Source organism: Polynucleobacter sp. MWH-Berg-3C6 (assembly GCF_018881855.1).
GTDB lineage: Bacteria > Pseudomonadota > Gammaproteobacteria > Burkholderiales > Burkholderiaceae > Polynucleobacter.
Map to the genome: position 1 here is coordinate 73,094 of NZ_JACVPN010000004.1, position 18,066 is coordinate 91,159.

Genomic DNA, 18,066 nt, shown 5'->3' on the forward strand with positions numbered 1-18,066 from the left:
AAAGGGGTGTAGCTCAATTGGCAGAGCGTTGGTCTCCAAAACCAAAGGTTGGGGGTTCGATGCCCTCCGCCCCTGCCACGATTTGAACTGAAAGTAATATGTCTCAACAAACTGTAAGTCAATCTGAAGAAAAGAGCAGCTGGGTCTCAGGACTCGCTGCTTTAATCGTCGTTGCTGCGCTAGTTCTTTACTACACGCTCATCGACCAATCTTTATGGGTTCGCTTGGGTGTTTTGTTTGGCGGCATTGCTGCTGCAGTTTTAATTGTGGCGATTTCACCGGATGGGCGTCGCTTTATCGCCTATTCGAAAGATTCTTGGTATGAAGTAAAAAAGGTTGTTTGGCCGACTCGCAAAGAGACTACCCAAATGACTCTAGTCGTATTTGGCTTTGTTCTGATCATGTCCTTGTTTTTATGGATTGCAGACAAATTGATTGAATGGCTAGTTTTTTCAGCCTTTTTAGGCTGGAAGTGAGTAAAAAATGATTGATTCTGAAGTAGCCGCAAATCCACAAGCCACTGGCAATATGCGCTGGTACGTTATTCACGCCTATTCCGGCATGGAAAAGAGCGTCAAAAAAGGCCTTGAGGAGCGTATTGCACGCTCTGGAATGCCTGAAAAATTTGGCCGCATTCTGGTTCCCTCCGAAGAAGTGGTGGAAATCAAGTCTGGCGCTAAGTCTGTTACTGAGCGTCGTTTCTTCCCAGGATATGTCCTGATTGAGATGGAAATGACCGATGAGAGCTGGCATTTGGTGAAAAACACCCCAAAAGTGACTGGTTTCGTCGGTGGCGTTCGTAACCGCCCAAGCCCGATTTCTACAGCAGAAGTTACCAAAATCATGGATCAAATGCAGGCTGGGGTTGATAAACCTAAGCCTAAGACCCTATTTGAGGTGGGTGAGATGGTCCGCGTTAAAGAAGGTCCGTTTACAGACTTCAACGGAAACGTTGAGGAAGTGAACTATGAGAAGTCAAGATTACGCGTTTCTGTTACAATATTTGGCCGCGGTACCCCAGTTGAGCTGGAGTTCGGCCAGGTAGAAAAGATGTAAAAACAAGGACTTAGTCCTGTTTTGCAGTGCAGTAGTTTAAGTGGTTAGCAATAACCGAGGAGCGGAGCTAGAAAGCCAAAAACTAGCGAAGCGTTTACTCAACGGCGGTCTTTCCTAATGAGGTTAGGCGCGCTTTAAGGAGCACACATGGCAAAGAAGATTATTGGCTTTATCAAACTGCAGATCCCTGCAGGCAAAGCAAATCCATCACCACCCGTTGGTCCAGCATTGGGTCAGCGCGGTCTTAACATTATGGAATTTTGTAAGGCGTTTAATGCTCAAACTCAGAGCATGGAACCTGGCCTACCAATTCCAGTCGTGATTACAGCGTTCGCTGATAAGAGCTTCACATTCATCATGAAGACTCCTCCAGCAACCATCATGATTAAGAAGGCCGCGAAGATCGAAAAAGGATCACCACGTCCTCATACCGATAAGGTAGGAAAAATTACACGTGCCCAGGCGGAAGAAATCGCTAAAGCAAAAATGCCAGATTTGACAGCAGCCGATATGGACGCAGCTGTTAGAACAATCGCTGGTAGCGCCCGTTCCATGGGCATCACTGTGGAAGGTCTCTAATCATGACTAAATTATCTAAACGCGTTAAAGCAATTCAATCTAAGGTTGATCGCAACAAGTTCTATTCATTGGAAGATGCATTGAGCCTCGTTAAAGAGTGCGCAACTGCTAAGTTTGATGAGTCTATCGACGTTGCTGTTCAGTTGGGTATTGATGCTAAGAAATCCGACCAAGTTGTGCGTGGCGCAGTAGTGCTCCCAGCTGGTACCGGCAAGCACGTTCGTGTTGCTGTTTTTGCACAAGGCGAGAAGGCTGAACAAGCTAAGGCTGCTGGTGCAGAAATCGTTGGCATGGAAGAGCTTGCTGAACAAATTAAAGGCGGCAAAATTGATTTTGACGTTTTGATCGCATCCCCAGACACAATGAAAATTGTTGGTACTTTAGGTCAAGTATTGGGCCCACGTGGTTTGATGCCGAATCCAAAAGTTGGAACTGTTACTCCCGATGTAGCTACTGCAGTTAAGAATGCAAAAGCTGGTCAAGTGCAATTCCGTGTGGATAAAGCTGGCATCGTGCACGCAAGCATTGGCCGTCGTTCGTTCGAGCCAACTGCATTGAAATCAAACTTGCTCGCATTGCTCGAGGCTTTGAATAAAGCAAAGCCACCTGCATCTAAGGGTATTTATTTAAAGAAGGTTGCCGTAAGCAGCACCATGGGTGCAGGCGTACGTGTAGACCAAGCATCGTTACAGGCAGCGCAATAAGTAGCTTGTAACAAAAAAGAACTTTGGGTCGACTCTTGCTCTTTGAGTGGGAGTCGAACATCAAAGACCGTTGGTGAGTTAGTTGCTTTTAAAGAGTTAATTCTTAATCGTTACGAAAGTAATAGCCAGCGCAGATGGCGACCCTGAAAAGATTTTCACAAGAGTCTTTGTGAACAAATGATCAGACGCTGGTGTGTAACCCCAACTGGAAACAGTTGGTTTTTATGGAGTTAAACCGTGCCTTTGAATGTACAAGACAAAAAAGCGATTGTTGCTGATGTCGGCGCTCAATTGGCTGGAGCCCAAACCGTCGTGCTCGCTGAATACCGTGGTATTCCAGTAGAGCAGTTGACAAAGCTACGTGCTAGCGCACGTGACCAAGGTGTATATCTTCGCGTTTTGAAGAACACATTGGCACGCCGTGCTGCACAAGGCACACAGTTTGAGCCTCTTGCTGATTCGATGGTTGGCCCCTTGATTTACGGCATCTCTGCTGATCCGATTGCTTCGGCAAAAGTATTGCAGGGTTTTGCTAAGACTCAAGATTTGCTAGTCATTAAAGCTGGCTTATATAACGGCAAATTGTTAGACGTTGCAGGTGTAAAAGCCCTCGCAACAATTCCAAGCCGCGACGAGTTGTTATCTCAGTTGTTGGGTGTGATGTTGGCACCTGTATCTGCGATGGCTCGCGTATTGGGCGCAGTAGCAGCACAAAAGGCAGCTGGAGCACCCGCTCCGGTAGCAGCACCTGTAGCAGAAGCAGCAGCCCCAGCAGCAGTCGTTGCTGAAGCCGCAGCTCCTGAAGCAGCCGCTGAGCCTGCAGCCGCAGCCCCAGAAGCTGGAACAGAAGCAAACGAAACCCCTGCCGCTGAATAAGCGACAGATTAACTATTTAAGTATTAGGAGCTAAAAATGGCGATTACTAAAGAAGAAATCATTGATGCAGTAGGCAGTATGTCCGTTATGGATTTGAACGACTTGGTTAAAGCGTTCGAAGAGAAGTTTGGTGTTTCAGCTGCAGCGATGGCTGTTGCTGGTCCTGCAGGCGGCGGCGCTGCTGCAGGTGGTGGCGAAGAGCAAACAGAATTCACTGTTAACTTGCTCGAAGCTGGCGCAAACAAGGTTTCAGTAATTAAGGCAGTTCGCGAAATTACTGGTCTTGGCTTGAAAGAAGCTAAGGATTTGGTTGACGGTGCACCGAAGCCAATCAAAGAAGGCGTTGACAAGAAAACTGCTGAAGAAGCCAAGAAGAAGCTTGAAGAAGCTGGCGCTAAAGCAGAACTCAAGTAATACAAACTCCGCTAGCGCTTCTCAAAAAGGGGCGTTAGCTATGTTGGGTTTGACCATTAGTGGTCAAACCCGATTTCATTTCTGATTGAAATCGGGTTTGCCTTCTGATACGACTGCAGAATGCAAGTTTGGTCGGACACTGGATCTAAACGATTTAGTGTTGTCCGCCAGTGATTGGTAGTGGCCAATCGCCAAATCTTTGTACAGTCGCTGAATTCGGAGATGAAATGAACTATAGCTTCACCGAACGCAAGCGAGTCCGTAAAAGCTTTGCTAAGCGAGTAAATAACCACCAGGTTCCGTACCTGATCGCAACGCAGCTGGAATCCTACGCTAAATTTTTACAGGCTGATAAGCCGGCAACGTCTCGTCTTACTGAGGGACTTCAAGCTGCCTTTACATCAGCATTCCCAATTGTGTCTAACAACGGCTATGCACGTATGGAATACGTGTCTTACCAGTTATCACAACCACCATTTGACGTTAAAGAATGTCAACAACGTGGTTATACATATCACTCTGCCTTACGCGCAAAAGTTCGTTTGATTATTTATGATCGCGAAGCGCCTACTAAGGTTAAAGAAGTAAAAGAGAGCGAAGTCTACATGGGTGAAATTCCACTCATGACAGAAAATGGCTCTTTTGTAATCAACGGTACTGAGCGCGTGATCGTTTCTCAGTTACACCGTTCCCCAGGCGTGTTCTTTGAGCACGATAAGGGCAAAACCCACAGTTCCGGTAAGTTGCTGTTCTCAGCGCGCATCATTCCTTACCGTGGTTCATGGCTCGATTTCGAGTTTGATCCAAAAGATATTCTCTATTTCCGCGTTGACCGTCGTCGTAAGATGCCCGTCACCATTTTGCTTAAGGCAATTGGTTTAAACAACGAACAGATTCTTGCAAACTTCTTCAATTTTGATCATTTTGCATTGACTGCCAATGGCGGTTCAATGGAGTTTGTTCCAGAGCGTTTGCGTGGCCAATTGGCTAACTTTGATGTGCTTGATAAAAATGGCGTAGTAGTCATTCAAAAAGACAAGCGTATCAATGCAAAACATATTCGTGAACTTGAAGCTGCTAAGACAAAAACGATCGCTGTACCGGATGACTATTTAGTTGGTCGTGTGGTTGCACGCAATATTGTTGATCCAGATTCTGGTGAAATCTTAGCTTACGCTAATGATGAAATCACTGAAGAGTTGTTGGCTACATTGCGCGATGCTGGCATCAAGCAGTTGGAAACTATTTACACCAACGATTTGGATTCTGGTGCGTACATTTCTCAGACATTGCGTACTGATGAAACTGCTGATCAAACAGCAGCACGTATCGCTATCTACCGCATGATGCGCCCTGGTGAGCCTCCAACAGAAGATGCTGTTGAAGCCTTGTTCCAGCGCTTGTTCTATAGCGAAGATACTTACGATTTATCTCGTGTTGGCCGCATGAAGGTCAATAGCCGTTTGAACCGTCCAGAAATGGAAGGCCCAATGGTTCTGTCGAACGAAGATATTCTCGACACCATTAAGTCTCTCGTAGATTTACGTAACGGCAAGGGCGAAGTAGACGATATCGATCACTTAGGTAATCGTCGTGTACGTTGCGTTGGTGAATTGGCTGAAAACCAATTCCGTGCTGGTTTGTCACGTGTTGAGCGTGCGGTTAAAGAGCGTCTCGGCCAAGCCGAAACAGAAAACCTCATGCCGCATGACTTGATTAACAGCAAGCCAATCTCTTCTGCTATTCGTGAGTTCTTCGGTTCTTCACAGTTGTCCCAGTTTATGGACCAAACCAACCCACTCTCAGAGATCACGCACAAGCGTCGTATTTCTGCGTTGGGACCTGGTGGTTTGACCCGCGAACGCGCAGGATTCGAAGTGCGCGACGTGCATCCAACCCACTACGGACGTGTTTGCCCAATTGAAACTCCAGAAGGACCAAACATTGGTTTGATCAACTCACTTGCGCTATTTGCACGTTTGAATGAGCATGGCTTCCTTGAGACTCCATACCGTAAGGTTTCTAATAGCAAGGTAAGCGATGAAGTGGTCTACCTCTCTGCCATTGAAGAAGCCAAGTATGTGATTGCTCAGGCGAATGCAACAATCGACAAAAATGGCAAGTTGGCCGACGAATTGGTTTCTGCTCGTCAAGCTGGTGAAACCATGATGGTTAGCCCAGAGCGCATCGATTTCATCGACGTTGCTCCTAGCCAGATCGTTTCTGCTGCTGCTTCACTCGTTCCATTCTTAGAGCACGATGATGCGAACCGTGCCTTGATGGGCGCGAACATGCAGCGTCAAGCGGTTCCTTGCTTGCGTCCAGATAAGCCATTGGTTGGTACAGGTTTAGAGCGTATTGTTGCAGTTGACTCTGGCACTGTTGTATTGGCTAATCGCGGCGGTATCGTAGATTATGTAGATGCAAACCGTGTTGTTATTCGTGTAAACGATGACGAAACTGCAGCCGGTGAAGTTGGTGTTGATATTTATAACCTCATCAAGTACACCCGTTCAAACCAAAATACCAATATCAATCAACGTCCAATCGTCAAGGTTGGCGATCGTGTAGCGCGCGGCGACGTAGTTGCTGACGGCGCATCTACCGATTTGGGCGAATTGGCTTTGGGTCAAAACATGACTGTGGCATTTATGCCTTGGAACGGTTACAACTTCGAAGATTCAATCTTGATCTCTGAAAAAGTTGTTGCCGATGACCGTTACACCTCTATTCATATTGAAGAGTTGTCAGTTGTTGCTCGTGACACCAAGCTTGGTTCAGAAGAAATTACCCGCGATATTTCCAACTTGGCAGAGTCACAACTCTCCCGCTTGGATGAGAGCGGTATCGTTTACATTGGTGCTGAAGTTGAAGCTGGCGACGTATTGGTTGGTAAGGTAACTCCTAAGGGCGAGACTACTCTCACTCCAGAAGAGAAACTCCTTCGTGCGATCTTCGGTGAAAAAGCCTCTGACGTTAAAGATACTTCTTTGCGTGTTCCTTCAGGAATGATTGGCACCGTTATTGATGTTCAAGTCTTCACCCGTGAAGGTATTGAGCGCGATGCCCGTGCACAGTCAATCATTCAAGAAGAGTTACAACGCTATCGTTTGGACTTAAACGACCAGTTGCGTATTGTTGAGGGCGATGCCTTCATGCGTTTAGAAAAACTGTTGGTTGGCAAAGTTGCTAACGGCGGCCCTAAGAAATTAGCTAAAGGCACCAAGATCGACAAGGATTACCTTGCTGATTTGGATAAATACCATTGGTTTGATATTCGCCCAGCAGATGATGATGTTGCTTCTCAGGTTGAGGCAATTAAATCTTCCATTGAAGCGAAGCGTAAGCAGTTTGATGAAGCTTTTGAAGAGAAGCGTACCAAGCTTACTCAGGGTGATGATTTGCAACCTGGCGTAACGAAGATGGTTAAGGTCTACCTGGCAGTTAAGCGTCGCTTACAGCCTGGCGACAAGATGGCCGGTCGTCACGGTAACAAGGGCGTGGTTTCTAAAATCGCCCCTGCTGAAGATATGCCATTTATGGCTGACGGACGCCCTGTAGACATCGTCTTGAACCCATTGGGCGTTCCTTCCCGTATGAACGTTGGCCAGATCTTGGAAACCCACTTAGGCTGGGCTGCTCAAGGTATTGGTAAGCGCATTGACGAGATGGTTCGTGAGCATGCTAAGCAAACTGAATTACGTAAGTTCTTCAAGCAGCTTTACAACGAAACAGGTCGTATCGAAGACATCGACAATTTCACTGATGAGCAAATTAATGTTTTGGCCGAGAATCTTCGCCAAGGCTTGCCATTTGCAACACCAGTGTTTGATGGTGCTACCGAAGCAGAAATCGGACGCATGCTCGAGTTGGCTTATCCACAAGATGTTGCGACATCTTTGAAGATGACGCCTTCACGTCAGCAAATGATTTTGTGCGACGGCCGTACTGGCGATCAGTTTGAGCGCCCAGTAACCGTTGGTGTAATGCACGTCTTGAAACTCCACCATTTGGTCGACGACAAGATGCACGCACGTTCAACCGGACCTTACTCATTAGTAACGCAACAGCCATTGGGCGGTAAAGCCCAGTTTGGTGGTCAGCGCTTTGGTGAGATGGAAGTTTGGGCCCTCGAAGCATACGGTGCTTCATATGTCTTGCAGGAAATGCTGACAGTGAAGTCCGATGACGTCGCAGGCCGTACCAAGGTTTACGAAAACATCGTCAAGGGCGAGCACACGATTGATGCTGGCATGCCCGAATCCTTCAACGTGCTGGTAAAAGAAATCCGTTCGTTGGGTATTGACATTGACATGGAGCGCAACTGATATGAAAGCATTGCTCGATTTATTTAAGCAAACGCAGGGTGATGAGCAGTTTGATGTCATCAAGATTGGCCTCGCATCTCCTGAGAAAATTCGCTCATGGTCTTTTGGTGAAGTACGCAAACCAGAAACCATCAACTATCGGACTTTTAAGCCCGAGCGTGATGGTTTGTTCTGCGCCAAGATTTTTGGACCAACCAAAGACTACGAGTGCTTATGCGGTAAGTACAAGCGCTTAAAGTTCCGTGGCGTTATCTGCGAGAAGTGCGGTGTTGAAGTAACACTCGCTAAGGTACGTCGTGAGCGCATGGGCCACATTGAGTTGGCAGCCCCTGTAGCGCACATCTGGTTCTTGAAGTCTCTCCCATCCCGTTTGGGCATGGTTCTCGATATGACATTGCGTGATATCGAGCGCGTTCTTTACTTTGAAGCATATGTAGTTGTTGATCCTGGCATGACTCCTGAAGGCGCAATGAAGCGCGGTCAGATCATGTCTGAAGATGAATACATTGCCAAGACCGAAGAGTATGGTGACGGTGCGTTTACCGCCATCATGGGCGCGGAAGGTATTCGTGATCTCTTGCGTTCGATTGACATCGATCGTGAAGTAGAGACTATTCGTGCCGACTTGAAAGCTACTGGTAGCGATGCCAAGATCAAGAAATACGCTAAGCGCTTAAAAGTGCTCGAGGCGTTCCAGACTTCAGGTATCAAGCCTGACTGGATGATCATGGAAGTATTGCCAGTATTGCCACCCGAATTGCGCCCATTGGTGCCGTTGGATGGCGGTCGCTTTGCTACCTCCGATTTGAACGACCTCTATCGTCGCGTGATTAACCGTAACAACCGTTTGAAGCGTTTGTTAGAGTTGCGCGCACCAGAGATCATCGTGCGTAACGAAAAACGGATGTTGCAAGAAGCGGTTGACTCATTGCTCGACAACGGTCGTCGCGGTAAGGCTATGACTGGCGCTAACAAGCGTCCTCTCAAGTCCTTGGCTGAGATGATTAAAGGTAAGAGCGGTCGTTTCCGTCAAAACTTGTTGGGTAAACGCGTTGACTACTCTGGTCGTTCAGTCATCGTGGTTGGCCCTACATTGAAATTGCATCAGTGTGGCTTACCAAAATTGATGGCTTTGGAATTGTTCAAGCCATTCATTTTCAACAAGCTTGAGACTTTGGGAATTGCAACCACTATCAAGGCTGCGAAGAAAGAAGTTGAAAGCCAGACTCCAATCGTTTGGGACATTCTCGAAGAAGTGATTCGTGAACATCCAATCATGTTGAACCGTGCGCCTACATTGCACCGTCTCGGTATTCAGGCTTTCGAGCCAATGCTGATTGAAGGTAAGGCGATCCAATTGCACCCATTAGTCTGCGCGGCATTTAACGCGGACTTTGACGGCGACCAAATGGCGGTTCACGTTCCTTTGTCGCTCGAAGCGCAAATGGAAGCACGTACATTGATGCTGGCTTCGAACAACGTATTGTTCCCAGCTAACGGCGAGCCATCCATCGTTCCTTCACAGGACGTGGTGTTGGGTCTGTACTACGCTACCCGTGACAAGATCAACGGTAAGGGCGAAGGCATGGTTTTCGCCAACATTACTGAAGTAGTGCGTGCATACGAAGCAGGTCAAGTTGAATTGGCTTCTCGTGTTGCTGTGCGTATTACTGAGTATGAGATCGTGGACAAGAAGGCAGAAGGCGATGCGCGTTTTGCTGAGAAGACCAAGATCTATCAAACATCAGTTGGCCGTGCAATCTTGTCTGAGATTTTGCCTAAAGGCATGTCTTTTGAGGAAATCAACAAGCCTTTGAAGAAAAAAGAAATCTCACGCTTGATCAACACATCATTCCGTAAGTGCGGCTTGCGCGAGACAGTTATTTTTGCTGACCGTCTCTTGCAGTCTGGTTTCCGCTTGGCGACTAACGCCGGTATCTCAGTTGCTATCGACGATATGCTGATTCCAAGCTCTAAAGAGCGCATCATCTCTGAGGCTTCTACCAAGGTTAAGGAGTATGACAAGCAGTTCATGTCAGGTCTCGTAACCAATCAAGAGCGTTATAACAACGTGGTTGATATTTGGGGTGCTGCTGGCGACCAAGTTGGTAAGGCCATGATGGATGAGTTGTCACATGTTGACGTACTCGACCGCAACGGTAAAACTGTACGTCAAGAATCCTTTAACTCCATTTACATGATGGCGGATTCTGGTGCACGTGGATCTGCAGCGCAGATTCGTCAGTTAGCTGGTATGCGTGGTTTGATGGCTAAGCCTGATGGCTCCATTATTGAAACCCCAATTACTGCGAACTTCCGTGAAGGCTTGAACGTTTTGCAGTACTTCATCTCAACCCATGGTGCTCGTAAAGGTCTGGCTGATACAGCGTTGAAGACAGCGAACTCTGGTTACTTGACACGTCGTTTGTGTGACGTTACTCAAGACCTCGTAGTTATTGAAGAGGATTGCGGTGCAACTTCTGGCGTAACTATGAAGGCGCTTGTTGAAGGCGGCGAAATTATTGAAGCATTGCGTGACCGTATTTTGGGTCGTGTATGTATCGGTGACATCGTTCATCCTGACACACAAGAAGTCATTGTTCCTAACGACACCTTGCTCGATGAAGATCATGTTGATCAAATCGTGGCATTGGGTATCGACGAAGTTAAAGTTCGCACAGTATTGTCTTGCTTAACCCGTTTCGGCTTGTGCGCGAAGTGCTACGGCCGTGACTTAGGTCGCGGTGGCTTGGTAAACGTTGGTGAGGCAGTGGGCGTTATCGCTGCTCAGTCCATCGGTGAGCCAGGCACACAGTTGACTATGCGTACCTTCCACATCGGTGGTGCAGCGTCACGTGCCTTAGTTGCAAGCAATATTGAAGCCAAATCTAACGGCGCTTTGAAGTTCTCCGGCACGATGCGTGTTGTGAAGAACGCGAAGGGTGAGCAGATCGTGATTTCACGTTCTGGCGAAGCCTTGATCGTTGATGAGAACGGTCGTGAGCGCGAGCGTCATAAAGTGCCTTACGGCGCAACTCTCTTGTTAAAAGAAGATGCAGCAGTTAAGGCCGGCGCAAGCTTGGCGACATGGGATCCATTAACACGCCCGATTATTTCTGAGTACGCTGGTGTTGCTCGCTTCGATAACGTTGAAGAGGGTGTAACTGTAGCTAAGCAGGTTGACGAAGTTACCGGTCTTTCCACTTTGGTGGTAATTGACGGTAAGCGTCGCTCAGCAGCAAGCAAAGGCGTTCGCCCAATGATCAACTTGGTTGATCAAAAAGGTAACGAAGTTATGATCGCCGGCACTGACCACCCAGTAAACATTGGCCTACAAGTGGGCGCTTTGATTACCGTTAAAGATGGTCAGAAGGTCGAAGTTGGTGAAGTATTGGCACGTATTCCAATCGAATCACAAAAGACTCGCGACATTACCGGTGGTTTGCCACGCGTTGCAGAATTGTTCGAAGCACGTTCACCCAAAGATGCAGCAGTATTGGCGAAAGTTACTGGAACAGTTTCCTTCGGTAAAGAAACCAAGGGTAAACAACGCTTGGTGATTACCGATATGGACGGCGAAGCTAATGAATTCTTGATTCCTAAAGAGAAGCAAGTTCTTGTTCACGACGGTCAAGTTGTGAATAAGGGCGAGATGATTGTGGAAGGCCCTGCTGATCCACATGACATTTTGACTCTCAAAGGTATCGAAGAGTTGGCTATCTACATCGTTGACGAAGTTCAGGACGTTTATCGTCTCCAGGGTGTGAAGATCAATGACAAGCACATTGAAGTAATCGTGCGTCAGATGTTGCGTCGTGTTCAGGTAACTGATCCAGGCGATACATCATTCATTACTGGTGAACAAGTTGAGCGTTCTAAGTTATATGATGCAAATGATGCCGTGATTGCCCAAGGTAAGCACCCAGCTCAGTTCGATAACGTGTTGCTTGGTATTACTAAGGCATCCTTGTCGACCGACAGCTTCATTTCAGCGGCTTCTTTCCAAGAAACCACTCGTGTATTGACCGAAGCCGCAATTATGGGCAAGACCGATACACTCCGTGGTCTCAAGGAAAACGTCATTATTGGTCGCCTGATCCCTGCTGGTACCGGCCTGTCTTATCGCCGTGCACGCAAGGTCAGGGAGCAATTCGAGCGTGATCGCGCTCAAATGATTGCCGCCGAAGAGGAAGCAATGGCCAATATGCCTGTAGAAGTTGAGGCTGAAGTCGTTGCTCCTACCGGGGAGGCTGATCCAAGCTAATTTGGTAATTCTGGCCAGAAATGGCCAGTTTTTTCTATCGAGGTTGACGGAAAAGGCTGGCCAAGCTAGAATGCTGAGTTCTACTGATTCAGAAGAGGGCCTTTTTGACCTAGAAATTCTCTAAGTCATTGATTTTCTTGAAGAAAGCAACAAAGAAGTACTAACCGAGCTATTTTATGCCAACAATTAATCAATTATTACGCAAGCCAAGAACAAGGCTTACCGTTAAAAGCAAGAGCCCTGCGCTGCAAAACAGCCCGCAGCGCCGTGGTGTATGTACACGTGTGTACACAACCACTCCTAAAAAGCCTAACTCTGCGCTTCGTAAAGTAGCCAAAGTTCGCTTAACCAATGGTTTTGAAGTGATTTCATACATTGGTGGTGAAGGCCATAACCTCCAGGAACACTCAGTTGTGTTGATCCGCGGTGGTCGTGTAAAGGACTTGCCAGGTGTGCGTTACCACATCGTTCGCGGTTCTTTGGACTTGCAAGGCGTTAAAGATCGTAAGCAAGCCCGTTCTAAATACGGTGCTAAGCGCGCTAAGAAAGCTGCTTAATTTTAAGAATTAAGTACTTGCAGTTTTTGTAGTAAGTCGTTGTTTGTCAGACTTAAAAGACAAGTAAGTGGTTGTTCCGTCTAGGAATTTTTCTTAGATAGTAGGGCAACCGGAGCGGGTGATCCATGTGGGCCACCCCTAACTGAACTGAAGGAGTAGTTATGCCACGTCGTCGTGAAGTTCCCAAACGGGAAATTTTGCCGGATCCAAAATTCGGCAATGTAGAAGTAGCTAAATTCATGAACGTCCTGATGTTGGACGGCAAGAAATCGGTTGCAGAGCGTATCGTTTACGGTGCCTTTGATCACATCGAGAAAAAAGCAAATAAAGAACCACTCGAAATTTTTTCAACAGCCATGGGCAACGTTAAGCCAATGGTTGAGGTAAAGAGCCGTCGTGTTGGTGGCGCTAACTATCAAGTTCCTGTTGAAGTTCGTCCATCACGTCGTTCCGCTTTGGCAATGCGCTGGTTGCGCGAAGCTGCCAAGAAGCGTGGTGAAAAATCTATGGCTCAACGTTTAGCCAACGAATTATTAGAAGCTGCTGAAGGTCGTGGCGGCGCAATGAAGAAGCGTGAAGAAGTTCACCGTATGGCAGAAGCTAATAAAGCTTTCTCACATTTCCGCTTCTAATCCAATAGTTAAGAAAAGGCACTAACAGTGGCACGTAAAACCCCCATCGACAAATACCGCAATATTGGTATTTCTGCGCACATTGACGCAGGCAAGACAACAACTACAGAACGCGTTTTGTTCTACACCGGTGTTAATCACAAAATCGGTGAAGTGCATGATGGCGCAGCTACCATGGACTGGATGGAGCAAGAGCAAGAGCGTGGTATCACCATTACTTCTGCTGCTACCACCACTTTCTGGAAGGGTATGGCAGGCAATATGCCTGAGCACCGTATCAACATTATTGATACCCCAGGGCACGTAGACTTCACGATTGAAGTTGAGCGCTCAATGCGCGTTTTGGATGGCGCTTGCATGGTTTACTGTGCGGTAGGTGGAGTACAGCCACAATCTGAAACTGTTTGGCGTCAAGCAAACAAGTATCAAGTTCCCCGTTTAGCATTCGTTAACAAGATGGACCGCACCGGCGCGAATTTCTTCAAGGTCTATGACCAAATGAAGACTCGCCTCAAGGCAAACCCAATCTTGATCCAGATTCCAATCGGCGCAGAAGAAAACTTCAAAGGCGTTGTGGACTTGGTAAAAATGAAGGCCATCTACTGGGATGAGGCTTCACAAGGTACTAAGTTCACCTACGAAGACATTCCTGCTGAATTGCAAGCTTCTGCTGAAGAGTGGCGCGAGAAGATGCTCGAAGCTGCTGCAGAGAGTTCAGAAGAGTTGATGGAAAAGTATCTCGGCGGCGAAGGCTTGACCGAAGAAGAAATTAAAGGCGCATTGCGTCAACGTACTATTGCCAATGAAATCGTTCCAATGTTGTGCGGAACTGCTTTCAAAAACAAGGGCGTTCAGGCGATGTTGGATGCAGTAGTTGAGTTGTTGCCTTCCCCATTAGATGTTCCGCCAGTTCCTTGCGAATTGGAAGATGGTTCACCTGCAACTCGTGAAGCATCTGATAACGCGAAGTTTTCTGCATTAGCATTTAAGATCATGACTGACCCATTTGTTGGTCAGCTCATCTTCTTCCGCGTTTACTCAGGCGTAATGAAGTCTGGTGACACCATCTATAACCCAATTAAGGGTAAGAAAGAGCGTGTTGGTCGTTTATTGCAGATGCATGCAAACCAACGTGAAGAAATTAAAGAAGTTTACGCAGGCGATATCGCTGCAGCAGTTGGTCTAAAAGACGCGACAACTGGCGAAACATTGTGTGATCCAGATAGCATCGTGATTTTGGAGCGCATGGTATTCCCAGAGCCAGTGATCTCACAGGCTGTTGAGCCTAAGACAAAAGCTGACCAAGAAAAAATGGGTCTTGCTTTGAATCGCTTGGCACAAGAAGATCCTTCTTTCCGCGTGAAGACTGATGAAGAATCAGGCCAAACTATTATTTCCGGTATGGGCGAGCTCCACTTGGAAATTTTGGTTGACCGTATGAAGCGTGAGTTCAGCGTAGAAGCAACTGTTGGTAAGCCACAAGTTGCCTATCGCGAAACTATTCGTAAGGTTTGCGAAGAAATCGAAGGTAAGTTTGTTAAGCAGTCTGGTGGTCGTGGTCAGTATGGTCACGTGGTTCTCAAGCTCGAGCCACAAGCCCCAGGCAAAGGTTTTGAATTCGTTGACGCCATTAAGGGTGGTGTAGTTCCACGTGAATACATTCCTGCAGTAGAAAAAGGCATTATCGAAACTTTGAATTCCGGTATTTTGGCTGGTTATCCAGTTGTAGATATCAAGGCAACATTATTCTTCGGTTCATACCATGATGTTGACTCTAACGAGAACGCATTTAAGATGGCGGGCTCAATGGCGTTCAAAGACGGTATGCGTAAAGCATCACCAGTGTTGCTTGAACCAATGATGGCTGTTGAAGTAGAAACACCAGAAGATTTCATGGGTAACGTAATGGGTGACCTCTCATCACGTCGCGGTATTTTGCAAGGTATGGATGACATTCCAGGGGGCGGCAAGATCGTTCGCGCTGAAGTGCCATTGGCAGAGATGTTTGGTTATTCAACTGGCTTGCGCTCGTTGACCCAAGGTCGCGCTACCTACACCATGGAATTTAAGCATTATTCCGAAGCACCTAAGAACGTTGCTGAAGCAGTTATGGCTGCTAAAGCGAAGTAATTTATCCACATTAATTTTGAATATTGACTAGCTAAGAAGGCAGACAAAAATGGCAAAAGAAAAATTCGAGCGGACAAAACCGCACGTAAACGTAGGCACCATCGGTCACGTTGACCACGGTAAAACTACATTGACAGCAGCAATTGCAACCGTGCTCTCAAAAGCATTCGGTGGCGAAGCAAAAGCATACGATCAGATCGATGCTGCTCCTGAAGAAAAAGCCCGCGGTATTACGATTAATACAGCGCACGTTGAGTATGAGACAGCAAATCGTCACTACGCTCACGTAGATTGCCCAGGACATGCTGACTACGTTAAGAACATGATTACTGGTGCTGCTCAGATGGACGGCGCTATTTTGGTTTGCTCTGCAGCTGACGGCCCAATGCCACAAACTCGTGAGCACATCCTCTTGGCACGCCAAGTTGGTGTTCCTTACATCGTGGTGTTCTTAAACAAGTGCGACATGGTTGATGACGCTGAATTGTTAGAACTCGTTGAAATGGAAGTTCGTGAGCTTCTATCTAAATACGACTTCCCAGGCGATGACACACCAATCATCCAAGGTTCTGCTAAGTTAGCTCTTGAAGGCGACGAAGGCCCATTAGGTAAAGAAGCCATCATGAAATTGGCTGAAGCTTTAGATACTTACATCCCAACTCCAGAGCGTGCAATTGATGGTGCGTTCTTGATGCCAGTAGAAGACGTGTTCTCGATCTCTGGTCGCGGTACTGTTGTAACAGGCCGTATCGAGCGCGGTATCGTTAAGGTTGGTGAAGAGATTGAAATCGTTGGTATCAAACCAACTCTCAAAACTACTTGTACTGGTGTTGAAATGTTCCGCAAATTGCTCGACCAAGGTCAAGCAGGCGATAACGTTGGTATCTTGTTACGCGGTACAAAACGTGAAGAAGTTGAGCGCGGCCAAGTATTGGCTAAGCCAGGTTCAATCACCCCACATACTCACTTTACAGCCGAGGTTTACATCTTGGGTAAAGATGAAGGTGGTCGTCATACTCCATTCTTTAACAACTATCGTCCACAGTTTTACTTCCGTACTACGGACGTAACTGGTTCAATCGAGTTGCCAAAAGACAAAGAAATGGTCATGCCTGGTGATAACGTCACGATTACCGTAAAACTCATCGCTCCAATCGCGATGGAAGAAGGTTTACGTTTTGCGATCCGTGAAGGTGGCCGCACTGTTGGCGCCGGCGTGGTTGCAAAGATTTTGGCTTAAGTAAGTAGAAGTAAATAATATTTAGCGGTTTGCTAACCGGTGACATCAGTGCTGCTGATGTCACCGTGCTCTTTAGATGTATAACGTGGCAGCACCACACCGCTCTTTGGAATTAATATGCAAAACCAAAAAATTCGTATTCGCCTTAAAGCATTTGATTACCGTTTGATTGACCAGTCTGCAGCTGAAATCGTTGATACAGCTAAGCGTACTGGTGCGGTTGTTAAGGGTCCAGTACCTTTGCCGACCCGTATTGAGCGTTTTGATATCTTGCGTTCACCACACGTGAACAAGACATCTCGCGATCAATTAGAGATCCGCACCCATCTTCGTTTGATGGATATTGTTGATCCTACTGAGAAAACTGTAGATGCTTTGATGAAATTAGACCTCCCAGCAGGTGTGGACGTCGAAATTAAGCTGCAGTAATGTAGTTTTTCCAGTCTTAGCTATTGCCAAGACTGGACTTTCGGGATAGAATCTAAGGCTTCGCTCAATTAATTGGGTGGAATTTTGGGCTTTATCAGCATTAAAAACGTTGTAAGTTATTGATTTAGAAGTACTTTTACTTGTAAATCACTTAAATTAATTTTGCCGACCAATCGAAGTCGGCGTGGAGCATGAATATGAGCTTAGGCTTAATCGGCCGCAAGGTCGGCATGACCCGTCTATTTACGGACGAAGGGGATTCTATCCCTGTAACCGTAATTGACGTGAGTGACAACAGAGTCGCTCAAATCAAGACCCAGGCAACTGATGGCTATGACGCTATCCAGTTGGCACATGGCACACGTAGAGCTACACGCGTTACCAAGGCAATGGCTGGTCACTTCGCTAAAGCAGGAGTGATGGCTGGTAACGGTCTCAACGAATTCCAATTGGACGCAGCAAAAATCGCAGAAATGACACCAGGACAAGTAATTCCTGCTGAAGCTGCATTTACTGCTGGTCAAAAAGTGGATGTGCAAGGCGTATCTATCGGTAAGGGTTACGCAGGTACCATCAAGCGTTATCACTTCGCTTCTGGTCGCGCATCCCACGGTAACTCTAGATCACACAACGTACCAGGTTCTATTGGTATGGCGCAAGATCCAGGTCGTGTTTTCCCAGGTAAGCGCATGACAGGCCACCTTGGTGACGTTACACGTACCGTACAAAATTTAGTCATCGCACGCATTGATGCAGAACGTAATCTCATCATGGTTAAAGGCGCTATTCCAGGCGCCCCAGGCGGTAAAGTTATTGTTACTCCAGCGGTGAAAACACCGTTGAAGAAGAAATAAGGA

The 18,066-nt window shown here is 47.0% G+C and carries 13 protein-coding genes, 1 tRNA gene and 1 pseudogene; all 15 read left to right on the top strand.

Annotated elements, in window-relative coordinates:
* The first annotated feature begins 2 nt into the window (after positions 1 to 2).
* The 15 genes and pseudogenes from ICN13_RS07850 (at position 3) to rplC (ending at position 18,063) form a co-directional block, all read left to right on the top strand.
* Positions 3 to 78: transfer RNA gene (locus ICN13_RS07850), tRNA-Trp, on the top strand.
* A 20-nt stretch (positions 79 to 98) separates the two neighbouring features.
* Positions 99 to 476: a preprotein translocase subunit SecE gene (gene secE, locus ICN13_RS07855; RefSeq protein WP_216139830.1), complete on the top strand. Its 378-nt coding sequence runs from the start codon at positions 99 to 101 to the stop codon at positions 474 to 476.
* A gap of 7 nt (positions 477 to 483) precedes the next feature.
* Positions 484 to 1,056: a transcription termination/antitermination protein NusG gene (gene nusG / locus ICN13_RS07860; RefSeq protein WP_068947685.1), complete on the top strand. Its 573-nt coding sequence runs from the start codon at positions 484 to 486 to the stop codon at positions 1,054 to 1,056.
* Positions 1,057 to 1,203: 147 nt separating this feature from the next.
* On the top strand, positions 1,204 to 1,635 hold the full coding sequence (rplK, locus tag ICN13_RS07865; RefSeq protein ID WP_011901890.1) for a 50S ribosomal protein L11: 432 nt from the start codon (positions 1,204 to 1,206) through the stop codon (positions 1,633 to 1,635).
* Between the two features lie 2 nt (positions 1,636 to 1,637).
* On the top strand, positions 1,638 to 2,339 hold the full coding sequence (rplA, locus tag ICN13_RS07870; RefSeq protein WP_215296095.1) for a 50S ribosomal protein L1: 702 nt from the start codon (positions 1,638 to 1,640) through the stop codon (positions 2,337 to 2,339).
* Between the two features lie 237 nt (positions 2,340 to 2,576).
* A pseudogene (gene rplJ, locus ICN13_RS07875) lies at positions 2,577 to 3,095 on the top strand (50S ribosomal protein L10); the annotation flags it as partial.
* A 156-nt stretch (positions 3,096 to 3,251) separates the two neighbouring features.
* Positions 3,252 to 3,629 carry a 50S ribosomal protein L7/L12 gene (gene rplL / locus ICN13_RS07880; RefSeq protein ID WP_216139832.1) on the top strand — a complete coding sequence of 126 codons (378 nt, stop codon included), beginning with the start codon at positions 3,252 to 3,254 and terminating at the stop codon, positions 3,627 to 3,629.
* 227 nt (positions 3,630 to 3,856) lie between these two features.
* Complete coding sequence (gene rpoB / locus ICN13_RS07885; RefSeq protein WP_216139833.1) at positions 3,857 to 7,957, top strand: DNA-directed RNA polymerase subunit beta; 4,101 nt, start codon at positions 3,857 to 3,859, stop codon at positions 7,955 to 7,957.
* Between the two features lies 1 nt (position 7,958).
* The gene (gene rpoC / locus ICN13_RS07890) at positions 7,959 to 12,221 is read left to right on the top strand and encodes a DNA-directed RNA polymerase subunit beta' (RefSeq protein WP_216139834.1); all 4,263 of its coding nucleotides are present in this window, start codon (positions 7,959 to 7,961) and stop codon (positions 12,219 to 12,221) included.
* Between the two features lie 176 nt (positions 12,222 to 12,397).
* Entirely contained in the window at positions 12,398 to 12,778 is a 381-nt protein-coding gene (rpsL, locus tag ICN13_RS07895) for a 30S ribosomal protein S12 (protein WP_068947691.1), read from the top strand.
* A gap of 161 nt (positions 12,779 to 12,939) precedes the next feature.
* Entirely contained in the window at positions 12,940 to 13,410 is a 471-nt protein-coding gene (gene rpsG, locus ICN13_RS07900; protein WP_068320103.1) for a 30S ribosomal protein S7, read from the top strand.
* 27 nt (positions 13,411 to 13,437) lie between these two features.
* Complete coding sequence (fusA, locus tag ICN13_RS07905) at positions 13,438 to 15,540, top strand: elongation factor G (RefSeq protein ID WP_216139835.1); 2,103 nt, start codon at positions 13,438 to 13,440, stop codon at positions 15,538 to 15,540.
* Positions 15,541 to 15,589: 49 nt separating this feature from the next.
* Positions 15,590 to 16,780 (top strand): elongation factor Tu, encoded by a 1,191-nt coding sequence (tuf, locus tag ICN13_RS07910; RefSeq protein WP_215296093.1) that lies wholly within the window; start codon positions 15,590 to 15,592, stop codon positions 16,778 to 16,780.
* 117 nt (positions 16,781 to 16,897) lie between these two features.
* The gene (rpsJ, locus tag ICN13_RS07915; protein WP_011901899.1) at positions 16,898 to 17,209 is read left to right on the top strand and encodes a 30S ribosomal protein S10; all 312 of its coding nucleotides are present in this window, start codon (positions 16,898 to 16,900) and stop codon (positions 17,207 to 17,209) included.
* Between the two features lie 197 nt (positions 17,210 to 17,406).
* The gene (gene rplC / locus ICN13_RS07920; RefSeq protein ID WP_087908909.1) at positions 17,407 to 18,063 is read left to right on the top strand and encodes a 50S ribosomal protein L3; all 657 of its coding nucleotides are present in this window, start codon (positions 17,407 to 17,409) and stop codon (positions 18,061 to 18,063) included.
* Positions 18,064 to 18,066 lie beyond the last annotated feature (3 nt).

What these genes read in the sequence shown, in the direction of transcription:
- secE (WP_216139830.1), top strand. Translation starts at nt 99, where the DNA reads ATGTCTCAACAAACTGTAAGTCAATCTGAAGAAAAGAGCAGCTGGGTC.
- nusG (WP_068947685.1), top strand. Translation starts at nt 484, where the DNA reads ATGATTGATTCTGAAGTAGCCGCAAATCCACAAGCCACTGGCAATATG.
- rplK (WP_011901890.1), top strand. Translation starts at nt 1,204, where the DNA reads ATGGCAAAGAAGATTATTGGCTTTATCAAACTGCAGATCCCTGCAGGC.
- rplA (WP_215296095.1), top strand. Translation starts at nt 1,638, where the DNA reads ATGACTAAATTATCTAAACGCGTTAAAGCAATTCAATCTAAGGTTGAT.
- rplL (WP_216139832.1), top strand. Translation starts at nt 3,252, where the DNA reads ATGGCGATTACTAAAGAAGAAATCATTGATGCAGTAGGCAGTATGTCC.
- rpoB (WP_216139833.1), top strand. Translation starts at nt 3,857, where the DNA reads ATGAACTATAGCTTCACCGAACGCAAGCGAGTCCGTAAAAGCTTTGCT.
- rpoC (WP_216139834.1), top strand. Translation starts at nt 7,959, where the DNA reads ATGAAAGCATTGCTCGATTTATTTAAGCAAACGCAGGGTGATGAGCAG.
- rpsL (WP_068947691.1), top strand. Translation starts at nt 12,398, where the DNA reads ATGCCAACAATTAATCAATTATTACGCAAGCCAAGAACAAGGCTTACC.
- rpsG (WP_068320103.1), top strand. Translation starts at nt 12,940, where the DNA reads ATGCCACGTCGTCGTGAAGTTCCCAAACGGGAAATTTTGCCGGATCCA.
- tuf (WP_215296093.1), top strand. Translation starts at nt 15,590, where the DNA reads ATGGCAAAAGAAAAATTCGAGCGGACAAAACCGCACGTAAACGTAGGC.
- rpsJ (WP_011901899.1), top strand. Translation starts at nt 16,898, where the DNA reads ATGCAAAACCAAAAAATTCGTATTCGCCTTAAAGCATTTGATTACCGT.
- rplC (WP_087908909.1), top strand. Translation starts at nt 17,407, where the DNA reads ATGAGCTTAGGCTTAATCGGCCGCAAGGTCGGCATGACCCGTCTATTT.